This is a genomic window from Pseudomonas cerasi, assembly GCF_027983475.1.
Classification (GTDB): Bacteria; Pseudomonadota; Gammaproteobacteria; order Pseudomonadales; family Pseudomonadaceae; genus Aquipseudomonas; species Aquipseudomonas cerasi.
Genome location: NZ_JAQJVM010000001.1, coordinates 495,224 through 515,205 on the forward strand (window position 1 = coordinate 495,224; position 19,982 = coordinate 515,205).

Annotated in this window: 18 protein-coding genes; 9 read left to right on the plus strand and 9 right to left on the minus strand. The window is 59.4% G+C overall.

The features are described from left to right. Window positions 1-32 precede the first annotated feature (32 nt). Both PI739_RS02245 and PI739_RS02250 read left to right on the plus strand, forming a co-directional pair. A complete protein-coding gene (locus PI739_RS02245; RefSeq protein ID WP_003364915.1) occupies window positions 33-929 on the plus strand; it encodes an alpha/beta hydrolase in 897 nt (298 codons plus the stop codon). Further along, on the plus strand, window positions 926-1,246 hold the full coding sequence (locus PI739_RS02250; protein WP_003364912.1) for a PA3694 family proteiin: 321 nt from the start codon (window positions 926-928) through the stop codon (window positions 1,244-1,246). The genes PI739_RS02245 and PI739_RS02250 overlap by 4 nt, the downstream gene beginning before the upstream one ends. A gap of 80 nt (window positions 1,247-1,326) precedes the next feature. Here PI739_RS02250 and PI739_RS02255 read toward each other — a convergent pair whose 3' ends face one another. After that, window positions 1,327-2,109: a lipotoxin F family OmpA-related lipoprotein LptF gene (locus PI739_RS02255; protein WP_003364910.1), complete on the minus strand. Its 783-nt coding sequence runs from the start codon at window positions 2,107-2,109 to the stop codon at window positions 1,327-1,329. A gap of 59 nt (window positions 2,110-2,168) precedes the next feature. Further along, entirely contained in the window at window positions 2,169-2,582 is a 414-nt protein-coding gene (locus tag PI739_RS02260) for a DUF4398 domain-containing protein (protein ID WP_003409265.1), read from the minus strand. 380 nt (window positions 2,583-2,962) lie between these two features. Between PI739_RS02260 and ppc the strand changes: the two genes are divergently transcribed. From ppc to PI739_RS02290, 6 genes are all read left to right on the plus strand, one after another. Continuing rightward, a complete protein-coding gene (gene ppc, locus PI739_RS02265) occupies window positions 2,963-5,599 on the plus strand; it encodes a phosphoenolpyruvate carboxylase (RefSeq protein ID WP_003433410.1) in 2,637 nt (878 codons plus the stop codon). A 282-nt stretch (window positions 5,600-5,881) separates the two neighbouring features. After that, window positions 5,882-6,529 carry an adenylate kinase gene (gene adk, locus PI739_RS02270; RefSeq protein ID WP_003364903.1) on the plus strand — a complete coding sequence of 216 codons (648 nt, stop codon included), beginning with the start codon at window positions 5,882-5,884 and terminating at the stop codon, window positions 6,527-6,529. Between the two features lie 92 nt (window positions 6,530-6,621). Then, complete coding sequence (gene tsaB / locus PI739_RS02275; protein ID WP_003433409.1) at window positions 6,622-7,296, plus strand: tRNA (adenosine(37)-N6)-threonylcarbamoyltransferase complex dimerization subunit type 1 TsaB; 675 nt, start codon at window positions 6,622-6,624, stop codon at window positions 7,294-7,296. Between the two features lie 243 nt (window positions 7,297-7,539). Next, complete coding sequence (locus tag PI739_RS02280; RefSeq protein ID WP_003364898.1) at window positions 7,540-7,851, plus strand: hypothetical protein; 312 nt, start codon at window positions 7,540-7,542, stop codon at window positions 7,849-7,851. A 2-nt stretch (window positions 7,852-7,853) separates the two neighbouring features. Beyond that, window positions 7,854-8,717, plus strand: a complete 864-nt coding sequence (locus tag PI739_RS02285) for a DUF72 domain-containing protein (protein WP_054080750.1) — start codon at window positions 7,854-7,856, stop codon at window positions 8,715-8,717. Between the two features lie 133 nt (window positions 8,718-8,850). Further along, complete coding sequence (locus tag PI739_RS02290; protein ID WP_054080751.1) at window positions 8,851-9,540, plus strand: extensin-like domain-containing protein; 690 nt, start codon at window positions 8,851-8,853, stop codon at window positions 9,538-9,540. An 11-nt stretch (window positions 9,541-9,551) separates the two neighbouring features. On the opposite strand, the gene PI739_RS02295 is transcribed toward PI739_RS02290, so the two are convergent. After that, window positions 9,552-10,175 (minus strand): hypothetical protein, encoded by a 624-nt coding sequence (locus PI739_RS02295; protein ID WP_003364895.1) that lies wholly within the window; start codon window positions 10,173-10,175, stop codon window positions 9,552-9,554. Window positions 10,176-10,271: 96 nt separating this feature from the next. On the opposite strand from PI739_RS02295, the gene PI739_RS02300 reads away from it, so the two are divergent. Continuing rightward, window positions 10,272-11,081 carry a class I SAM-dependent methyltransferase gene (locus PI739_RS02300; protein ID WP_003364894.1) on the plus strand — a complete coding sequence of 270 codons (810 nt, stop codon included), beginning with the start codon at window positions 10,272-10,274 and terminating at the stop codon, window positions 11,079-11,081. A gap of 70 nt (window positions 11,082-11,151) precedes the next feature. Here PI739_RS02300 and PI739_RS02305 read toward each other — a convergent pair whose 3' ends face one another. The 6 genes from PI739_RS02305 to PI739_RS02330 form a co-directional block, all read right to left on the minus strand. Further along, window positions 11,152-11,841 (minus strand): DUF4197 domain-containing protein, encoded by a 690-nt coding sequence (locus PI739_RS02305; protein ID WP_003364891.1) that lies wholly within the window; start codon window positions 11,839-11,841, stop codon window positions 11,152-11,154. A 317-nt stretch (window positions 11,842-12,158) separates the two neighbouring features. Beyond that, on the minus strand, window positions 12,159-14,660 hold the full coding sequence (gene plsB, locus PI739_RS02310) for a glycerol-3-phosphate 1-O-acyltransferase PlsB (RefSeq protein ID WP_003364889.1): 2,502 nt from the start codon (window positions 14,658-14,660) through the stop codon (window positions 12,159-12,161). A 177-nt stretch (window positions 14,661-14,837) separates the two neighbouring features. Further along, the gene (locus PI739_RS02315) at window positions 14,838-15,215 is read right to left on the minus strand and encodes a hypothetical protein (protein WP_003433406.1); all 378 of its coding nucleotides are present in this window, start codon (window positions 15,213-15,215) and stop codon (window positions 14,838-14,840) included. A gap of 19 nt (window positions 15,216-15,234) precedes the next feature. Then, on the minus strand, window positions 15,235-16,044 hold the full coding sequence (locus tag PI739_RS02320; RefSeq protein WP_003433405.1) for a putative RNA methyltransferase: 810 nt from the start codon (window positions 16,042-16,044) through the stop codon (window positions 15,235-15,237). Beyond that, complete coding sequence (gene dapE, locus PI739_RS02325; protein WP_044309249.1) at window positions 16,044-17,195, minus strand: succinyl-diaminopimelate desuccinylase; 1,152 nt, start codon at window positions 17,193-17,195, stop codon at window positions 16,044-16,046. Before dapE ends, PI739_RS02320 begins: the two co-directional genes overlap by 1 nt. Window positions 17,196-17,294: 99 nt before the next feature. Further along, complete coding sequence (locus PI739_RS02330; protein WP_080377295.1) at window positions 17,295-19,790, minus strand: glycosyltransferase family 2 protein; 2,496 nt, start codon at window positions 19,788-19,790, stop codon at window positions 17,295-17,297. Window positions 19,791-19,982 lie beyond the last annotated feature (192 nt).

Sequence of the window (19,982 nt, forward strand, 5' to 3'; positions counted from 1 at the left end):
ATGTGGCGATGAAAACAACAAGGAAACCTCATTTGAAACTGCTCGGCATCTTCACCCTGATCCTTGCGCTCACCGGTTGCAGTTCGATGTTGTTCTACCCCGAACCAGGTGTTCCGTTCACGCCTGACAAGGCGCGCCTGCAGTATCAGGACGTGAACCTCACTGCGGCCGACGGTACACGCCTGCATGGCTGGTGGCTGCCCGCCAGGGAAGGCGTGCCGGTGAAGGGTACGGTGCTGCATCTGCATGGCAACGGTGGCAACCTGTCCTGGCACCTTGGTGGCGTCTGGTGGTTGCCCGAGCAGGGTTATCAAGTGCTGATGCTGGATTACCGCGGCTATGGCGAGTCGCAGGGCGAGCCGAGCCTGCCGGCGGTCTATCAGGATGTTCAAGCCGCTTTCGACTGGTTGAACACTGCACCGCAAGTGCAAGGCAAACCCCTTGTGGTTCTGGGACAAAGTATCGGTGGAGCACTGGCGGTGCATTATCTGTCCGAACACCCGCAGGAGCGCTCGCGGCTCAAGGCATTGGTGCTGGACAGCGTGCCGGCCAGCTACCGCAGCGTCGCGCGAAACTCGCTGAGTAAATCGTGGCTGACCTGGCCATTGAAAACGCCCTTGTCCTGGCTGATCCCGGAGGCAGACAGTGCCGTCAACGGCCTGCCACGATTGGCCGGCACACCGATGCTGATCTTTCACAGCATGGACGACACACTGGTGCCACTCGCCAACGGCATCGAGCTGTACAAGGCCGCGCCGCCACCGCGCGTATTGCAATTGACCCGGGGCGAGCACGTACAGACATTCGCAGACCCTCTCTGGCGTCAGGTGATGCTGCGCTATCTGGACGATCCGACGCATTTCAACGGCCTGCGCCGCCTTGCGGAAGTGCCCAACTACCCGACCCCCGCCACACCGCCAGCGCCATGAGTGGCGACCGTAACCTCAATGGCATGATCCTCAGCGCTGTCGGTGCAGTCATCGGCACGGTGGGCTGCCTGTGGTTTTACGGTTACCTGCACTTCGCAAAGCCAGAAGATGCGCTGCTGCTCGGTGAATTCACACTGCTAAAAACCGTACCCGGCGAGGATTACAAAGTCGCTGCCACGCCCGCCGCCGAGGTGGCGCAGTGCGTTGATGGCGTACTGGTGTTGTTCGATACATCACGAAAAGGTCTGTCGGGCGTATTGATCGATGATCGCAGGCAGGCAGTACGCTGCCTGGGTCAGCAAACGCCTCGGCAATAAAGACAGCGGTAAAAACCCTCGCCCATGAAAAAGCCCCGCCTGTATGCGCAGGCGGGGCTTCGGTGCAGCAGCTCAGTCGCTTATTTCATCGAAGAGCGTGGTGCAACAGGCTGGTTGTCGTTGGAGATGGTGACTTCCACACGACGGTTCATGGCGCGGCCCGAGTTGCTGGAGTTGTCAGCAACCGGGTATTCCTTGCCATAACCCATGGTCACAACGCGCGCTGGGTCTACACCCATGCGTACCAGAGCCATGCGCACCGAGTTGGCGCGACGCTCGGACAGCGACTGGTTGTAGGAAGCCGAACCGGTGCTGTCGGTATAGCCTTCGACAATCACTTTACGGTCCGGGTTTTCCTGCAGGAAGCCAGCCAGCTTGCCAATGTCGCCCTGGGCGGTTGGCTTCAGTTCGGCCTTGTTGTAGTCGAACAGTACGTCACCGAAAGTCACCAGCGTACCGCGTTCGGTCTGCTTGGCGTTCAGGCTGTTTTTCAGTGCAGCGATCTGCGCGTCACGCGCTTCCAGACGGGCCTTGGCGCGGTCGGCAGAAGCGTTTTGCAGAGCTGCTTCAGAGGTACGCAGAGCGATGGTCTGCTTGGCCAGCTCGATACGCTGGTTGGTCAAGTACGACAGTTGATCGACTTTCTGTACGTCTTCATCGTTACGGAAGGCCTGTTCTGCCTTGGTCAGCCATTCGCTGGCGTCCTTGGTTTCCAGGGCTGCGACTTGAGTGGCCTGAGGGTTGGTCTGCAGCGCGGTGAAGTTGCTGCGAGCCTGTTCCAGGTTAGGGTTCGGCTTGGTTGCACAGGCTGCCAAGGCAACGCTCATGGCCAGCAGAGCAGGGATCATCAATTGTTTACGCATAATAGGGTCGTCCTTTAATCAGTTACGAATTCATGAAAACAGAAGGGGGCGCAGGGCAATCACTGCACCTGGCGCAGGCCTTCTTCACGGAGTTCGTTGACGCCTTGACGAGCGTCCTGCACGGCCTTGGCAGCTTTGGCGGCCTGAGATTTACGTTCTGCTACGCGAGCGTCCCACTCGGCTTGTTCAGCCAGACGGCGTGCTTCATCGTATTTGTGATCCTGCATGGCCAGATCAGCAGCTTTGAGCTTGTCCTGAGCCGACTTCATTTCTACCGCCGCGAACTCGGTACCGCCAGCGCTGACAGCGCTGTTGACGGCCGATTGCGAAACCGCGTACTGCTCGGAGGGCGGGTTACCGGCACAACCGGCCAGGATAAAGGTGCTACCGAGTGCCAGCGCAGCCAGCTTGAGACCGCGCAGGCCTTTGAACTTGGTTTTGGCAGTTAGGGTGTTCATGTTGATCAACTCCAATGTCTGACTCCAACGTGGTTATCCATGACAGTCGTTGCATCAAGTCCGGGCATCAGGTTGTACAACCGCCTACTGCCTTTCGGGCTTTCCTGTAATGGTTAATCGTTCCGACCTGCGCGGTTTTTGAATAGTTCAGATAAATATCTACTGAGCGGTCAGGATTTTTCAGAGGCCTTCAGATGAATGCCAATATGTTGTCCATCATATGAAGGGGCGTGAAGCCACGATCAATAACCCTGATGGCGTTCAGGTTTTTGCTGAAGCATTTGTCCAATTGCAGGCTTTTGGTGCACTGTTGGCACAGCGGATTTGAATTCACGTATGCCCGTGCTGCCGAGCGGGTACGCAACTGAGCCCAGATAAAAAACGGGAGAGGAACGATGGCCGATATCGATGCGCGTCTGCGCGAAGACGTTCACCTGTTGGGTGAGCTGTTGGGGAATACGATTCGTGAGCAGCGGGGCGCTGAATTTCTCGACAAGATCGAGCGTATTCGCAAAGGTGCCAAAGCGGGCAGGCGCGGTTCCGCAGAAGGGGCCGAGCAACTCAGTTCCAGCGTCGACGGGCTGGGTGATGACGAGCTTCTGCCGGTTGCACGTGCGTTCAACCAGTTTCTCAACCTGGCCAATATTGCCGAGCAATATCAGCTCATGCACCGCCGCGACGATAAACAGCCGCTGCCGTTCGAGTCGCGAGTACTGCCCGAGCTGCTTGATCGCCTGAAGGCCGAAGGCCATTCACCTGCTGCCCTGGCACGTCAGCTGAGCAAACTGGAAATCGAGCTGGTGCTGACTGCGCACCCCACCGAGGTCGCACGCCGTACGCTGATTCAGAAATACGACGCCATCGCTGCGCAGTTGGCAGCACTCGATCATCGCGATCTCAACAGCACCGAGCGCACACAGATTACTTCGCGCCTGCAGCGGCTGATCGCCGAGGCCTGGCACACCGAAGAGATTCGGCGCATCCGACCTACGCCGGTCGATGAAGCCAAATGGGGTTTCGCGGTCATTGAACACTCGCTCTGGCACGCCATTCCAAACTACCTGCGCAAGGCTGACCATGCGCTGCATGCGGCCACCGGCCTGCATTTGCCGCTGGAAGCCGCGCCGATCCGTTTTGCCTCCTGGATGGGCGGCGACCGTGACGGTAACCCGAATGTCACGGCTGCGGTCACCCGCGAAGTGCTGTTGCTGGCGCGCTGGATGGCGGCTGACCTGTATCTGCGTGACGTGGACAATCTCGCCGCAGAACTGTCGATGCAGCAAGCCAGTGACGCTTTGCGTGCCAGCGTGGGTGACAGTGCCGAGCCCTATCGGGCGGAGCTCAAACGTCTGCGCGAGCGTTTGCGTGCGACGCGCAACTGGGCCAATGCCTCATTGAGCGAAACCTTGCCTGCGCCGGAAGCGGTGCTGCGGGACAACCGTGAACTGCTGGACCCTTTGCTGCTGTGCTTCCAGTCGCTGCACGAATGCGGCATGGGTGTGATCGCCGACGGGCCGCTTCTGGATTGCCTGCGTCGCGCAGTCACATTCGGTCTGTTTCTGGTGCGTCTGGATGTTCGCCAGGATTCCAGCCGTCACTGCGCAGCGATGACCGAAATCACTGATTACCTGGGGCTGGGTCGTTACGAAGAGTGGGATGAGCAGGCCCGCATCGACTTTCTATTGCGTGAATTGAATAACCGCAGGCCGCTGCTGCCGAGCTACTTCAAGCCGGCAGCCGACACCGCAGAGGTGCTGGCAACCTGCCGGGAGGTGGCAGCCGCTCCAGCGGCGTCCCTGGGGTCTTATGTGATCTCGATGGCCGGCTCGGCCTCGGATGTGCTGGCCGTGCAGCTGCTGCTCAAGGAGTCGGGGCTGCAGCGGCCCATGCGTGTGGTGCCGTTGTTCGAGACACTGGCCGATCTGGATAACGCCGGGCCAGTGATCGAGACGCTGCTCGGGCTGCCGGGCTATCGCTCGCGTCTGCACGGCCCGCAAGAGGTGATGATCGGCTATTCCGACTCGGCCAAGGATGCCGGCACGACGGCGGCGGCCTGGGCGCAGTACCGCGCTCAGGAAAGGCTGGTGGAGATCTGTCGCGAGCAGCAGGTCGAATTGCTGCTGTTCCACGGCCGTGGCGGTACAGTCGGTCGTGGCGGCGGTCCCGCGCACGCGGCGATCCTGTCGCAACCGCCGGGTTCTGTGGCCGGGCGTTTTCGGACCACCGAGCAAGGGGAAATGATTCGTTTCAAATTCGGCCTGCCGGACATCGCCGAACAGAACCTCAATCTTTATCTGGCCGCCGTGTTGGAAGCGACCCTGTTGCCGCCGCCACCTCCACAACCGGCGTGGCGGACGATGATGGACCAGATGGCCGGCGACGGAGTCAGCGCCTATCGCGCGGTGGTGCGTGAGAACCCTGAATTCGTCGAGTATTTCCGCCAGGCGACACCCGAGCAGGAACTGGGGCGTTTGCCACTTGGCAGTCGTCCGGCCAAGCGCCGCGAGGGCGGTGTAGAGAGTCTTCGTGCCATTCCGTGGATCTTCGCCTGGACGCAGACGCGTCTGATGCTGCCCGCCTGGCTGGGTTGGGAAGCGGCACTGAGCAAAGCCCTGGAGCGCGGCGAAGGTGAGGTGCTGGCACAGATGCGTGAGCAGTGGCCGTTCTTCAGAACCCGTATCGACATGCTGGAAATGGTCCTCGCCAAAGCCGATGCGGACATCGCCCGACTCTACGACGAACGTCTGGTCAGCGCCGAGCTGCAACATTTGGGCGCACATTTGCGCGACCTATTGTCGCAGGCGTGCAATGTGGTTCTGGGGTTGACCGGCCAGAAGCAACTGCTGGCCCACAGTCCTGAAACACTGGAATTCATCAGTCTGCGCAACACCTACCTTGACCCGTTGCATTTGCTTCAGGCAGAGCTGCTGTCGCGCTCGCGTAATCGTGAAGCCAGTCTGGACAGTCCTCTGGAACTGGCGCTGCTGGTGTCTGTAGCGGGGATTGCTGCCGGTCTGCGCAACACCGGCTGATGGATGAGGCCCATGCCATCGTCTGGCCTTTTCGGTCCGGCGATGGCCAGCGCCGGATTTGCAGGCTGGCCTGCCGTAAACCTTGATACAGGTCATATCACTCTGAAATCAAGGCTGACAAGGCGGTACGCCTGCGCTTACTGCGACTTTCGGCGGCTTGTGCGGCCTCGGTCTGCTGTGTATCTTGATCAGCCTTTCGGCCTATTGGCCTGATTCATTTTTTAGATTGGCCCCCGAGGCGAATCCGATGATTTCACTATAAAAAATTTGAGGAGCATGACGATGCGCGTGATTCTGCTGGGAGCTCCCGGGGCCGGTAAAGGTACTCAGGCAAAATTCATCACTGAAAAGTTCGGCATCCCGCAGGTTTCGACAGGCGACATGCTGCGCGCTGCAGTCAAGGCTGAAACCGAGCTGGGCCTGAAGGCCAAAAGCGTCATGGACTCGGGCGGTCTGGTTTCCGATGACCTGATCATCGGCCTGATCAAGGACCGTCTGGCCCAGCCGGACTGCGCGAACGGCGTGCTGTTCGATGGCTTTCCGCGCACCATTCCACAGGCCGAAGCCCTGTTGAAAGCCGGTCTGGAAATCGACCATGTGCTGGAAATCGCCGTCGATGACGAAGAAATCGTCAAGCGCATGTCCGGCCGCCGGGTTCACGAAGGTTCCGGGCGCATCTACCACACCATCTTCAATCCGCCGAAGGTTGAAGGCATTGATGATGTGACCGGCGAACCACTGCTGCAGCGCAAGGACGACGTCGAAGAGACCGTGCGTCATCGCTTGTCGGTATACCACGCCCAGACCAAGCCGCTGGTCGAGTTCTACAGCAAGCTGGAAGCGAAGAACGGCAAGCCCAAGTGCAGCCATATTCCGGGTGTCGGTTCGGTTGAGGACATCACTGCGAAAGTACTGGAAGCCCTGAAGTAAGGCTCTCGGCCTGAACAATAAATGGCCCGCTTGCGGGCCATTTGTCATTTATACTGCTGCACTTTTTCACATTGACTACGACGGAAACACCGATGACCACCTTGCTGGCCCTGGACACCGCCACTGAAGCCTGCTCGGTCGCTTTGCTGCATGACGGCAAGGTGCTGAGCCACTACGAGGTGATCCCGCGCCTGCATGCCCAGCGGCTGCTGCCCATGATCAAAAGCCTGATGGCCGAGGCGGGCATTGCCATGTCGGCGCTGGACGCCATCGCTTTCGGGCGCGGTCCCGGCGCGTTTACCGGCGTGCGTATTGCCATCGGCGTCGTGCAAGGCCTGGCATTCGCCCTTGAGCGTCCGGTGCTGCCCGTGTCGAACCTCGCCGTGCTGGCGCAGCGCGCCTTGCGCGAACACGGCGTGTCGCAGGTGGCATCGGCTATCGATGCGCGCATGGACGAGGTGTACTGGGGTTGCTATCACGAGGCCGCCGGGGAAATGCGCCTGTTGGGCGAAGAGGCGGTGATGGCGCCCGAATTGGCCGCGCTGCCTGCGCACGCCAGCGGGCAATGGTTTGGCGCCGGTACGGGCTGGGGCTATGCAGAGCGTATTCCGCTCAGTCTGACAGGCCATGATGCAGCCATGCTGCCGCACGCGCAGGATCTGTTGACGCTGGCAACCTTTGCCTGGCACCGCGGCGAAGCCCTGCCTGCGGATGACGCTCAGCCGGTTTACCTGCGTGACAAGGTGGCTACGCCGAAGGCGCGTTGACGCAAGGGCGGGGCTTGCACAACAGCCTGCCGCATTCCATGCAGATGTCTTTCAATACTCGCCAACCGCGCAGCCAGTATTTAAAAATATCAGTTTGCCATCTACCGTTTATCGTCTGAATGGTCTTTAATCTCATTTGGCGATAACAAGTTGCAAGATATGTGGTCTAGTTATCGTTACGCAATTTGCGAACTACAAGGCAGTAACGCTAAATTGCCACTATCGACGCCGAGTACATAATCGATGCGCATAGACGGAACCTCATCACGCTCGTATCCCATCAAGCGAAAGCCGCAGAAAACGCCTTCGACCGTCGAAGGGTCTTTTGAGGAAGTCGTAGTTGATGCCGAGTTGCCGCCGCCCCCAGCGCGCGCTCGCCGTGAAACGGGTGATTCACCGATTGGCAGCACTGCCAACGTGCCTGCGCGTCCGCAAGACATCATTTTCCCACGCTCCATGAGCTCTCGTGTCGCCCACGCGCTGGCCAGTTATATGGCCACTGCCAGTTTTGTCGATTGGGACCTTGAAGTATCGGGGCTCGATCTGCACGTTTGATTGTGTCCCGTCTGCCTTACTACGTTGGTTGTCCGTCATGGAGTGAAAACGCCTGGCGCGATTCGTTGTACCCCGAAGATGCCCGCCCCAATGATTTCCTGAATCTTTACACTCAGGTATTCAACGCTGTCGAAGGTAACACCACTTTCTACGCCCGTCCCGCCGCCACCACGGTGCAGCGCTGGGCAGAAACGATGCCCGACGATTTTCGTTTCACCGCCAAATTCCATAAAGACATCAGTCATAACGGCGACCTTCGTGAGCAGGTCGGCGCCGCTGAGGAATTCATCCGGTTACTTGCGCCTCTGGGCGGGCGGATAGCGCCGTTCTGGCTGCAGTTGCCCGCCAGCTTCACGCCGCAGCGTCTGGCCGAGCTGGCCGGCTTTCTCGACGAACTCAACGTGCCGCTTGCCGTAGAAGTGCGCAATATGGCGTTTTTCCTGAAAGGTGATGAAGAGCGCATGCTCAATCGCCTGCTGCTGGACCGAGGCGTCGAGCGCATCTGTCTCGATTCCCGCGCGTTGTTCAGCTGCGTCTCAAGCGATCCCGCAGTCCTGCACGCCCAATCGAAAAAACCCAAGGTGCCACCTCGTCCGGCCGCGCTGACCCTGTTTCCTCAGGTCCGTTTCATCGGCGGTCCTGACCTGGAGGCCAATGATCAGTTTTTGGTGCAGTGGGTGGAAAAGGTCGCCGTGTGGATCGAAGAGGGGCGCACGCCTTATGTCTTCCTGCACACCCCGGACAACATCAAGGCTGCCGAACAGGCCATGCGCTTTCATCAGCAACTGATGGCGCGATTGCCTGGCCTGCCGGCATTGTTCGAACTGGATCGCGGGCCTCAGGTGGAACAGTTGGGCTTGCTCTGAGGTCTTCCAGGTGTGGGCTGACAGAGTCCGACCTTGTGGAGAGCCCGCTTATGGATTCGCAACTGCGCTGTTTTGTCCCTATCCATAGATTTTCTGTTCGATTCGCACCCGTGGCGCGGGTCAAGGGTTAAGCATGCGCGTGCTGCTGGTATTCCTGCTGCTCTGTGCAATGGGGGCGTTCGCCGTCTGGCGCGGTTGGGTCGATGTACCCGAGCGCTGGAACCCGTGGGCGCCGTTGGATGTGCGGGCCGAGCCCAACTTTCTGACGTCTTACAAGCTGTCGCGACTGCAAAATGATCCCGCGCTGTGCGATCAGGTGCTGAGTTCGTCAGGGTTGCGTTTCAGTCGCCAGGCCGACAGTGATCCTTCTGCCCGTTGCCCCCTGGAAAATACCCTGCGCATTCAGGGTGGCGACGTGGCGCTGAGCAGCAGCTTTCTGGCCAGTTGCCCGTTGGCGGTCGCCTATGCGCTGTTTGATATTCACACCTTGCAACCCGCCGCCCAGGCTGTTTTCGGCCAGCGGGTAGCGCGGATCGATCATTTGGGCAGCTTTGCCTGCCGCAACATCTACAACCGCGCCAATGCTCGGCTCAGCCAGCACGCCACGGCCAATGCGCTGGACATGGCAGGTTTTCGCCTGGCAGACGGTCAGCGCATTGTTGTTCTCAAGGATTGGGGCGACGAGGGGGAAAGGGGGCGTTTTCTGAGGCTGTTACGTGACGGTGCCTGCAAAAACTTCAGCACGGTGCTCGGGCCTGAGTACAACGCGGCGCATCGCGATCATTTTCACGTCGACATGGGGCGCTGGTCGGTGTGCAGGTAAGTGTTCGGGGCTTATGCCGCCATCCGCAGGTTCTGCAGGATCAGCGGACGTGCCCAGCCGTTCTCGTAGTCGAACTGGCGCTGTTGGGCGGCGATGGTCTGCTCATCCAGAGGTTGGGCAGGCTTGTCGGCCAGTTCCCATTCGAATTCGGCAATCGGCAGATGCAGCGGGCGTGGCTGCGGGCCTGGGCCTGGTTTGACGCTATCGTCATAAGGGTTCAGAACGGTAGGGCGTACCCAGTGGCTCTCGAACTCCAGATGGCGTTGCTGTTCGATCATTTCAGCCATGCTGAACGGCTCTGCAGGCGGAGGCAGCAGATCAAGGTCAAACTCGGCAATCGGCAGGAACAGCGGCTCTGGAGGCTTGACCTCGGTATCGGTGACCGGGCAGGTACGTTGCTCGACGATCTTGCTCAGGGTTTTCGCGCCAGCGACCGGCTCGCCTGTTTCTACATCCACCTCAACAGCCGTCGGGTGTACGGGTACTGAAGCGCTTTCACTGACCTGATCCGCCATCGCCCGGGCAAATGCATCCGACCACAGCTGTGTCACACCACCCAGTGTGCGGCTGTTGCGAACGCTAAAGTCGCCTGAGTGCGACAAATAGCCGATGGATGATTGAACAATCTCTGACATAGCGATCAGTACTGGCCTTGGGTCTGGCAAAATGCCGGATACTTGGTTATCGGCAGACTTTGCCGATCATTAACAATTTTTGAGTGTGTAGACGCAATGATTGAGCAGCAAGCAGGCAGTCGTATCCGGGTCGAAGCCCTGGCCGTTGGCGAGCAGGAGCAGGCGGCGCAATGGGCGCAGCGCCTGGGCCTGCCGTTGAGCGATGCGCACGCTGATTTTGCACTGCAACTGACTGACGACGGGCTGCAATTGCAGCAGTTGGGCGATGATGCACCGGGCGCTGTACGTGTCGACTTTGTCGAGGGCGCAGTCGCTCACCGGCGGCTGTTCGGTGGCGGGACCGGGCAGATGATTGCCAAAGCGGTCGGTATTCAGCCAGGCATTCGCCCCAGCGTGCTGGACGCAACGGCAGGCCTTGGCAAGGATGCGTTCGTGCTCGCGAGTCTCGGTTGCGACATGAGCCTGATCGAGCGTCAGCCGATCATCGCTGCATTGCTGGAAGACGGTCTGGCCCGTGGGCGCGGTGATCGTGATGTCGGTTCTATCATCGCCCGGATGCGCCTGTTGACCGGCAACTCGATCGATATCATCCGCGCCTGGACAGGGGAGCCGCCTCAGGTGATCTACCTGGACCCGATGTTTCCGCACCGGGAAAAGACCGCACTGGTGAAAAAGGAAATGCGTCTGTTCCGACCATTGGTCGGTGATGACATGGACGCGCCTGCGTTGCTGGAGGCAGCACTGGCGCTTGCCACCCACCGCGTGGTGGTCAAACGCCCGCGCAAGGCGCCCTGCATCGACGGCCTCAAGCCAGGTTATGCGCTGGACGGCAAATCCAGCCGCTACGACATTTACCCGAAGAAGGCCTTGAAGCCCAAGGCAGCCGCAGAGGAAAGCGGTGCATAGCGCCTGTTCTCAACGGCCTGGGCCCGAGTCAAACGCAGAGGCGCCCGTGAATACAGGCGCAGACTTGCACTCAAAGCGCGCCAAATACCTTCTTCGCCAGGCCCGTAGCGGCAGCAGCAGGGTTGGCGCGGATGCTTTCTTCCTGTTTGGCGATCATTTCGAACAGCCCGTTCAGCGCTTGTTCGGTCACGTAGCCTTCAAGGTTGGCACTTTTGCTGTCAAGCGCGCCAAGCGCCGCCGCTTTGCCGGCAAAGGCATTGTACTTCTGGGCCAGACCCACCTGATCGGTGGACTTCTTGACGATAGGCAGGAACCTGGCGCGGATCTGCTCGCGGCTGGTGCTGCTCAGGTACTGGGTGGCCGAGTCCTTGCCGCCGCTGAGAATGGCCTTGGCGTCGGTTACGCTCATCTTTTTCACTGCATCCACAAGCAGTGCCTGAGCTTGAGGCACGGCGGCTTCGGCGGCCTGGTTCATGCTGGTTTCCAGCTGATCGACCTGAGTGCCCATGCCCAGCATTTTCATCTTCTTCGCGATCTGGCCGAGTTTGCCCGGCAGCTCGATGCGCACCTCTTCATTTTTGCTGAAACCACCGGGAACGCCGAGCTGTTTGACGGCGACCTGTGCGCCCTGAGTCAGGGCATCCTTGAGTCCACCGGTTGCGTCCGATTGCGAGAGGTCGCTCAACGACAGAGCGAAAACGTTGGCCGACAGCAGAAGGCCAGCGCACAGGCCGGCCAGGGAGAACGAAAAACGAAGCATGAGAGCGTCCTTGTTGAAGTGGGTTCTGACCTGAACCCGGGGCGATAGTGGTGCGGTGCGTGAGCAAGCGTATCAGGAAGTCGCGACAGGCACTTGCACCCGTTAGCGATGGACGTCAATCGATGTCGAGGGGATGAAGCTTTGTGAAACGACAACGGCGCGCCGAGGCGCACCGTTGAAGGGAGCATTCAGTGTTGAACGGATCAGCAGGCTGCCTGAGTTGATAGGCACCAGTCATTGGTACACACCCAACCCTGGCAGGGGCCAGACAGCACAAAATACTCGTCTAAAGATCCCTGCCAGATTACGGAAAAGCCCTACGCTGGCTCTTGATCGCTTCCCACGTCCTGCTCCTCTTCATTGCTGTGCAAGGCCACTTGCCGTATCGAAAGACGGATTTCGGCAGGCAATACGCGCTTGGCCGCTCCTTCCGCCAGTTCGCCCAGCATCGGGTGATAGCTCAGCTTGCCAGCACTGTCCTTGCGCAGCACGCCCAGGTCCAGCAGGGTCTGGATGAAGTGCCGGAACAGGCTCTTGTCGAAAAACTCCGGCGCATTGAGGCCGTGCAGAATCGACAGGCGCTGGGCCATGACCGTGCACAGGTCCTCGAGCTGTTCGGGACTCAGCGTGTTCTGCCCGCTGTTGAGCAACAAGGCGATCGCCATGTAGAAGCGCTGCAGGGTCTGGGCGATGGCGCGCGACAACAGGGTCAGCAAGACGAACTCGCGCGAGCTGGGCTCGGGGCGCACGTAGGCGTCCTTTTTGAAGCGCAACAGACCTTGTTCCACGAACGCAGCGAGCCATTGATCGACCACCTCATCCAGTTCGTTCAGCGGCCAGCGAATGAACAGCTCCGATTGCAGGAACGGGTACAGCGCACGTGTGTAGCGCAGGATCTGATCGCGGGTCATGCGCGACGAGCTCTGGAAAAAGCTCGCCAGCAGCGACGGCAGGGCGAAGATGTGCAGAACGTTGTTGCGGTAGTAGGTCATCAACACCGCATTCTGTTCGTTCAGGTACAGAATTTTGCCCAGCGCGTCTTTTTGCTCGGCGAGCAGGTCCATGCCTTTGACATGCTCGATCAGCGAACGGCCGTCGCCTTCGGGCAGCGTTGTGTGCGGGGAGTACGGAACGGCGCGTAGCAGGGTCAGGTACAGGTCGAGAACCCGCTCCATGGCCTGATCGTCCAGCGCCAGCCTTTGCGTCGACAGTAACGCCACGGCAACCAGGTTCATCGGGTTGACGGCAGCGGCTTCGTTCAGGTGCTGGGCCACACGCTCACCCAGGCGGTGCGTGGTCTCGCTCAGCCATTCGGGGCGAAATTGCGGGTCCAGTTGCTGTTCACGCCAGTCCGGTTGCTCGCCATCGAGGAACTCGGCCAGTTTGATGGGCGCACCGAAGTTCACCGAGACCTGGCCGAAGCGCTTTTTCAGCGCGCCAATGACTTTGAAGATATCGAAGATCGACTCTTTCTTCTTGGTTGCCCCGCGCAGCTCGCCCAGGTAGGTGCGGCCCTCCAGAACACGCTCGTAGCCGATGTACACCGGAATGAAGACGATGGGCATCCGCGAGTTGCGCAGGAAGCTGCGCAGGGTGATGGCGAGCATGCCGGTTTTCGGTTGCAGCATGCGCCCGGTGCGCGAACGGCCGCCTTCGACAAAGTATTCGACCGGAAAGCCCTTGATGAACAGCGTGTGCAGGTACTCGGTGAACACCGCCGTATACAGCGGGTTGCCCTTGAACGTGCGGCGCATGAAAAATGCCCCGCCACGTCGCAGCAGGCTGCCGACCACAGGCATATTCAGGTTGATGCCGGCGGCGATGTGCGGCGGCGTGAGGCCGTTGCGAAACAGCAGGTAAGACAGCAGCAGATAATCGATATGGCTGCGGTGGCAAGGTACATAAATGACCTCATGTCCCGGCGCGACTTCCTGAACGCCTTCGATGTGGCTGACCTTGATGCCATCGTAGATCTTGTTCCAGAACCAGCTGAGGACCACTTCCATGAAGCGGATCACCGAATAGGTGTAGTCCGAGGCGATCTCGTTGCCGTAGCTCAGTGCCCGTTCCCGCGCCTTTTCCTGGGTGATGCGTTCACGCTCGGCCTCTTCGATGATCGCCTGCTTGACCAGTGGCTCATCCAGCAGACCCTTGACCACCGTGCGCCGGTGCGAAACGTCCGGGCCGATCACGGCGCTTTTCAGGTTGCGAAAATGCACGCGCAGCAGACGTTGAGTCATGCGCAGCGTCAGTTCGTAACCCTTGTTTTCACCCACCAGTTCGCGCATGTGAATCGGCGCAGAAAACTGCACGCGGGTCTTGCGGCCCAGAATCAGGATGCTGACCAGACGGCGTAAGCGACCGGTCACCGCCCAGCTGTCGGCAAACAGCAGCTTCCAGGCACTGGACTCGCGGTCAGGTGACTGGCCCCAGAACACGCTGACCGGGATGATCTGCGCGTCTTCGCCGGGGTTCTGGCTGATGGCTGCAACCACACGCTCCAGCGTCGGGGGCGCACCGCGCTTGTCCTGGCGACCGAGCCAGTCAGGGGAGGGGGTCAGGTAAAAGAATGCGGCGGGCTCAATCAGGTTACCGACCGCCACCGACAGCACCGGACGAGGCAGACCGGCCTTGCGGCATTCTGTGTCGATCACTGCCAGATCGCTGATCGACGGCGATTGCAGTGCATAGAACACTGGGCGACTGCGGTCCAGATTCAGCGTGAAAGACGATTGATTGATGGTTTCCGAGCGAACCCAGAGATACAACAACCGGCGCAGGGTGCCGAACACAAGACGACGGAATGGAGAACGGGTCATACGGCTTCTGCTGAGTGAGGGGCGGGCGATTGCCCTGGATGGGCGCCAGTGTGACGTATGCCGCAGCGATCGGCAAAAGCGCCGTATGCCGGCTGAACGGATCAAGTCTGAATGACCGCGTACCGAGCCGGGTTCACCTCACGACGGCACGCATCGGCAACGTCGCAGCGAAAAATCCTACGAGGTTCTCCAGGTTATCTCTTCTTCGCCGTCGGCACTCACGCGTATCCAGCGATCGGCAGTCTCGTCGCTTTCTTCTTCAACCCAGGTGCCCGGGGCGCAACGTACTTCAACGTTCAAGGCCTTGAATGCAGCGCGGGCGCAGGCGATGTCGTCTTCCCACGGGGTCTGGTCGCTGTCCAGATGCAGGCTGTTCCATTTGCCGACCGCTTTGGGCAGCCAGGTGACGGCCACAGTGCCCGCTGTGCATTTCCAGGTCTGGCCTTTCTGCTTCCATTCGCTGCAGGAGCCCAGCGCGTCGCCGAGCCATTGGGCGATGGCCTTGTGATCGACGTCTTCGTCTTTCAGGTAAATCTCGATATCGGGTTGGCGCATGGGGGCCTCTGTTGAATGCTTATTGCAGCACGAAATAATCGTAGCGCATGGAAACGGTGACCTTGAAAGGTCCTGGTTGCTCGATGACCGCTGCCCGACGTTCGGCGCTGGCGCGCCAGCCGTGCGGTGTCATGGCCAGCAGATCGGCGCGGGACTGGCCGTCGATCAGCTTCAGCGTGTAGCGCAGGGTTTCGCTGTGTTGCAGCTGCATGCCTTGCGGCACCAGCGACAGGTGCTTGTCATCGGCATAATCGCGCACTTCATCATAGAGCCGCTGACGCAGCTCCATCAGATGCTCATTGGTCGGGCCGACCCGCATCAGTCCGCCGCCTGGGGTCAGCAGGCGTTTGGCTTCCTGCCAGTCCAGGGGGCTGAACACGCTGGCCAGAAACTGGCAACTGGCATCCGGAAGTGGCACACGCGCCATGCTGGCGACCATCCAGGTCAGCGTCGGGTCACGACGGCAGGCGCGCTTGACCGCTTCACGGGAGATGTCCAGCGCATAGCCATCGGCATGAGGCAAGGCTTCGGCAATCTGCGCGGTGTAATACCCTTCGCCACAGCCGATGTCCAACCAATGCGCGGGGGATCGCTCGGCGGCCAGTTCAGCCAGACGCCGGGCTACCGGAGCGTAGTGCCCGGCGTTGAGAAAGTCGCGTCGCGCCTCGACCATGGCCTGATTGTCGCCAGGGTCGCGGCTGTTCTTGTGCTGCACCGGCAACAGGTTCAGATAACCCTGACGGGCGCGGTCGAAGCGATGATTGGCCGGGCACACAACGCCGTTGTCGGCAGTGCTGAGCGGCGCTGAGCAGATCGGGCAGGTCAGCATCAGGCGAGCAACTTGACCAGGGTCTGGTAGTAGATCTCGGTCAGCACATCCAGATCGCTGGCCAGAATACGTTCGTTGACCTGGTGGATCGTCGCGTTGACCGGCCCCAGCTCGACCACTTGGGTACCGAGTGTGGCAATGAAGCGACCATCGGAGGTTCCGCCGCTGGTCGAGGCTTTGGTGTCACGGCCCGTGACGCTTTTGATGCTTGAGGACACGGCGTCCAGCAACGCGCCCGGCTCGGTCAGGAATGGCAGGCCGGACAATGCCCAGTCCACGTGCCAGTCCAGTTCATGCTTGTCGAGGATGTCGGCAACGCGCTGCTGCAAGCCTTCGACGGTAGATTCGGTGGAAAAGCGGAAGTTGAAGACCGCCACCAGATCGCCCGGGATGACGTTGGTGGCGCCGGTGCCAGCGTTCAGGTTGGAGATCTGGAAGCTGGTCGGCGGGAAGAAATCGTTGCCATGGTCCCAGTGCTCGGCGGCCAGTTCGGCCAGGGCCGGCGCGGCCAGATGAATCGGGTTCTTCGCCAGATGCGGGTAAGCCACATGGCCTTGCTTGCCGCGCACCGTCAGCGTGGCCCCCAGCGAGCCGCGTCGACCGTTCTTGACCACATCGCCGACCAGTGTGGTGCTCGAAGGCTCACCGACGATGCACCAGTCCAGACGCTCGTTACGGGCCGCGAGGCGCTCTACGACAGCCTTGGTGCCGTGATGCGCCGGGCCTTCTTCGTCGCTGGTGATCAGAAATGCCACCGAGCCCTTATGATCAGGATGATCGGCGACAAAGCGCTCGGCCGCCACCAGCATGGCCGCCAGACTGCCTTTCATGTCTGCCGCGCCGCGCCCGCAGAGCATGCCGTGCTCGTCGATCAACGCATCGAACGGATCGTTCTGCCAGTTCTGTACCGGACCGGTCGGCACCACGTCGGTATGACCGGCGAAACACAGCACCGGGCCGTCGGTGGTGCCGTGGGTGGCCCAGAAGTTGTCGACGTCTTCGATACGCATTGGCTCCAGCTTGAAGCCGGCATCGCCCAGGCGCTGCATCATCACGGTCTGGCAATCGGCATCGACCGGCGTCACTGAAGGACGGCGGATCAGATCGCAGGCGAGTTGGAGGGTGGGCGAGAGGTCGGCTGGGGCCGTCATGTACAGAACTCCGGTAGCAAGACTTTGGGCGCGAAAAGGCAGATATCTTAAAGCAAAACGACGACCTGAGGCCGTCGTTTATCGTGCGCTGTGAATAGGTCAGGTTGTGGATGGGGCGGGGCGAGTTGCGCGAGCGGACAGGATTGCCATGGTAATGGCTGCCAGATAAGGGAGTGATTGTGCGAACAGCATGGTTATCCAGAAACCGGAATTCGTATCGATGGATGCCCTGCCTGTGAGCAAAAGCACAATCGCGATCCAGGAGATCGCCAAGGTAGACAGTTCTTCCCTTACATCGAGCAGGTTTTGTCCGATCCGGTTTGCAGAGGTATGTTTGGGCGTTCTGTAGAAAGGCATTGCCGAGGTGAAAAGCCCCGCCAGCACTGCCTTGCCCAAGGTCGGATAAAGCGCCATGCCGGCCAGTATCGCCGCCAGTGCCTCTTTGGTATGTGTGCTGACCAACTGCCGGTAGAGCACAATCATCTTTAACGAGCGCAGGGCAAACATCAGTATCAACGACGTGGAAAATATCCATGGCAGCGGCCCGAAAGTCTCGGGCTTAAGGATCATTGCCATCGACCAGGCCAACGCAGCCAGCGTTAACAGATAGTTCATTCCTTCTGCCACCCACGGCATCCACCCCGCGATGAAATGGTAGCGTTGCATCGCGCTCAGGGACTCGCAGTTTCCTGCAATCAGGCTTCCGGCGTGCCGCTTGACGATCTGCATAGCTCCATATGCCCAGCGATATCGTTGTTTCTTGAAGTCCATGAACGTATCGGGAGTCAGCCCTTTGCCATAGCTGATAGCGGCGTAACCCGTGGAGAAACCACTTTCCAGCATACGCAGGCCAAGTTCGGCGTCTTCGCATATACACCATTCCGCCCAGCCCAGTCGGTCCAGTGCTGATCGGCGGATCAGTGTCATGGTGCCGTGCTGGATAATTGCATCGTGATCGTTACGGATCACCATGCCGATGTTAAAAAAACCTTGGTACTCGGCCTGACAGCAATACTTGAACAGGCTTTCGTGACCGTCGCGATAATCCTGCGGCGATTGAATGACTGCAACCTTCGGGTCCGTGAAGTGGGGCACCATATGTTTGAGCCACTGTCGATGGACGCAGTAATCAGCGTCGATGACTGCCACTACTTCTGCGTCTTCAGCGGTATGTCTCAGGAGATAGTTAAGTGCACCCGCTTTGAATCCGGGAAGTGGACTGACATGAAAAAACTGGAACCGAGGGCCGAGCTGCTGACAGTATCGCTCGATAGGCTTCCAGATGGCCGGGTCCTGAGTATTGTTGTCGATGACCAGCACCTCGAAGTCCGGGTAGTCCAGCTTTTGCAGCGAGTCGAGGGTCCGTTTCACCATATCCGGAGGTTCGTTGCAGCACGGAACATGCAGGGAAACTTTCGGGGCGGGACCAACAGGACGATGGACGGGGCGGAAAGACCGTGGGGTTTCCGGTCCCCAGCAGGCTTCGAGGAATTCGTGCGTTTCGATACCCACGTAAGTCAGCACGCTGGCAGCCCAGATAAAGGCGACAGGCAGCGCGAGCCAGGCGGGCAGTGGCTGTGAGTAGTGCATGCCGAACCCTGACAATACGCAATAAGCCAGCACGATTATCAAGGCGCCTGTAGGCCACGACTCCGGTTTAAGGCGGGTGATAAGCCTGAGTATTTCCGAGAGCATGTTGACCGGCATTTTTACCGGGCCGTTGATGTGCAGTTTTAATCTGCGCTTTGCATCGAACAAACCCCAATTAGGCCCGGGCAGACCTTCTTCAGTCTTCCAGTGCTGATCGAAGGCTTCTATCACGAAATAGTCATGGCCGTGCTGATCCAGTAATGGAATCTGGTTGCGCAGGTATATCGAGTGCTCTGCGTCAGAGGTCGTCATCCGCCTCTTGGCGATGGCCTTGCTCGGCCAGCCAATCTCGGAAAGTATGAGGGGGGTGTCGGGGAATCTCGTTCTCAGTTCGTTCGCGTGAGCCAGAGTGATCGCGGTCGCGTCCAGCGCTGAAACGCTTTCCCAGAAAGGCAAAATATGGGCGGCAATGAAGTCGACATGCCTGACGAGTTCCGGCGTCTCGTACCATTGTGTCCATATCTCGGAGGTCGAAACAGGCACATTGACGGCGCGTCGTGCGGTCTGCAGATAGAGAATAAGCAGGTCGATGGGAACATCATCACGAAACAGGACTTCATTTCCCAAGACCAGGCGTTGCACGCTGGAGTAACGGTTGGCGAGTTCGATCCCTGCATTTATTTCCTCGATATTGTGCGTTTCATCCTCTGTTATCCACACGCCAAGCGTGACATTCATGCCAAGTGCTTCGGCGAGTTCGGGGATATGCATCAATGTCCCTCCCACCGAGTAAGTTCTTATATTCCGTGTAATGCTTCGAAGTAGCAGCAGGTCTTCTCTTATCTGATCACGCGTCGGAAAAATCTGTTTGTAGGGGCTTTGGCCCGGTCGAAAAGGGGCGTAGGCCACGCCAGAGATCATTGCAGGCCAGTTGGGCGGATAGTTGAACCTGGTTTTGAACAGGTTTTTCAGCCACGTGCCTGCCTTGTTTGAATATTCATCCATGTCTGCAATGTGCTCCATGCTTGTTGCGCCGGTGCCGCGAGTTCCCTTCGCGTTGATTAACCTTAGTCGTCCTCGTTCATTGCCGTTTGCAATGCTTAGACTCTTTTCCTCGGGCTTTTCCAAAAACGGTATGGCGTTTAAGCAGTCAGCGTTGATCGCGTTCTGAGATCATTATTTTTTACTTCCCTTGAG

Excerpts from the sequence above, each read along its gene's own strand:
- PI739_RS02250 (WP_003364912.1), top strand. The coding sequence starts at position 926 with ATGAGTGGCGACCGTAACCTCAATGGCATGATCCTCAGCGCTGTCGGT.
- PI739_RS02255 (WP_003364910.1), bottom strand. The coding sequence starts at position 2,109 with ATGCGTAAACAATTGATGATCCCTGCTCTGCTGGCCATGAGCGTTGCC.
- ppc (WP_003433410.1), top strand. The coding sequence starts at position 2,963 with ATGGCCGATATCGATGCGCGTCTGCGCGAAGACGTTCACCTGTTGGGT.
- adk (WP_003364903.1), top strand. The coding sequence starts at position 5,882 with ATGCGCGTGATTCTGCTGGGAGCTCCCGGGGCCGGTAAAGGTACTCAG.
- tsaB (WP_003433409.1), top strand. The coding sequence starts at position 6,622 with ATGACCACCTTGCTGGCCCTGGACACCGCCACTGAAGCCTGCTCGGTC.
- PI739_RS02280 (WP_003364898.1), top strand. The coding sequence starts at position 7,540 with ATGCGCATAGACGGAACCTCATCACGCTCGTATCCCATCAAGCGAAAG.
- PI739_RS02290 (WP_054080751.1), top strand. The coding sequence starts at position 8,851 with ATGCGCGTGCTGCTGGTATTCCTGCTGCTCTGTGCAATGGGGGCGTTC.
- PI739_RS02295 (WP_003364895.1), bottom strand. The coding sequence starts at position 10,175 with ATGTCAGAGATTGTTCAATCATCCATCGGCTATTTGTCGCACTCAGGC.
- PI739_RS02300 (WP_003364894.1), top strand. The coding sequence starts at position 10,272 with ATGATTGAGCAGCAAGCAGGCAGTCGTATCCGGGTCGAAGCCCTGGCC.
- PI739_RS02305 (WP_003364891.1), bottom strand. The coding sequence starts at position 11,841 with ATGCTTCGTTTTTCGTTCTCCCTGGCCGGCCTGTGCGCTGGCCTTCTG.
- plsB (WP_003364889.1), bottom strand. The coding sequence starts at position 14,660 with ATGACCCGTTCTCCATTCCGTCGTCTTGTGTTCGGCACCCTGCGCCGG.
- PI739_RS02315 (WP_003433406.1), bottom strand. The coding sequence starts at position 15,215 with ATGCGCCAACCCGATATCGAGATTTACCTGAAAGACGAAGACGTCGAT.
- PI739_RS02320 (WP_003433405.1), bottom strand. The coding sequence starts at position 16,044 with ATGCTGACCTGCCCGATCTGCTCAGCGCCGCTCAGCACTGCCGACAAC.
- dapE (WP_044309249.1), bottom strand. The coding sequence starts at position 17,195 with ATGACGGCCCCAGCCGACCTCTCGCCCACCCTCCAACTCGCCTGCGAT.
- PI739_RS02330 (WP_080377295.1), bottom strand. The coding sequence starts at position 19,790 with ATGGATGAATATTCAAACAAGGCAGGCACGTGGCTGAAAAACCTGTTC.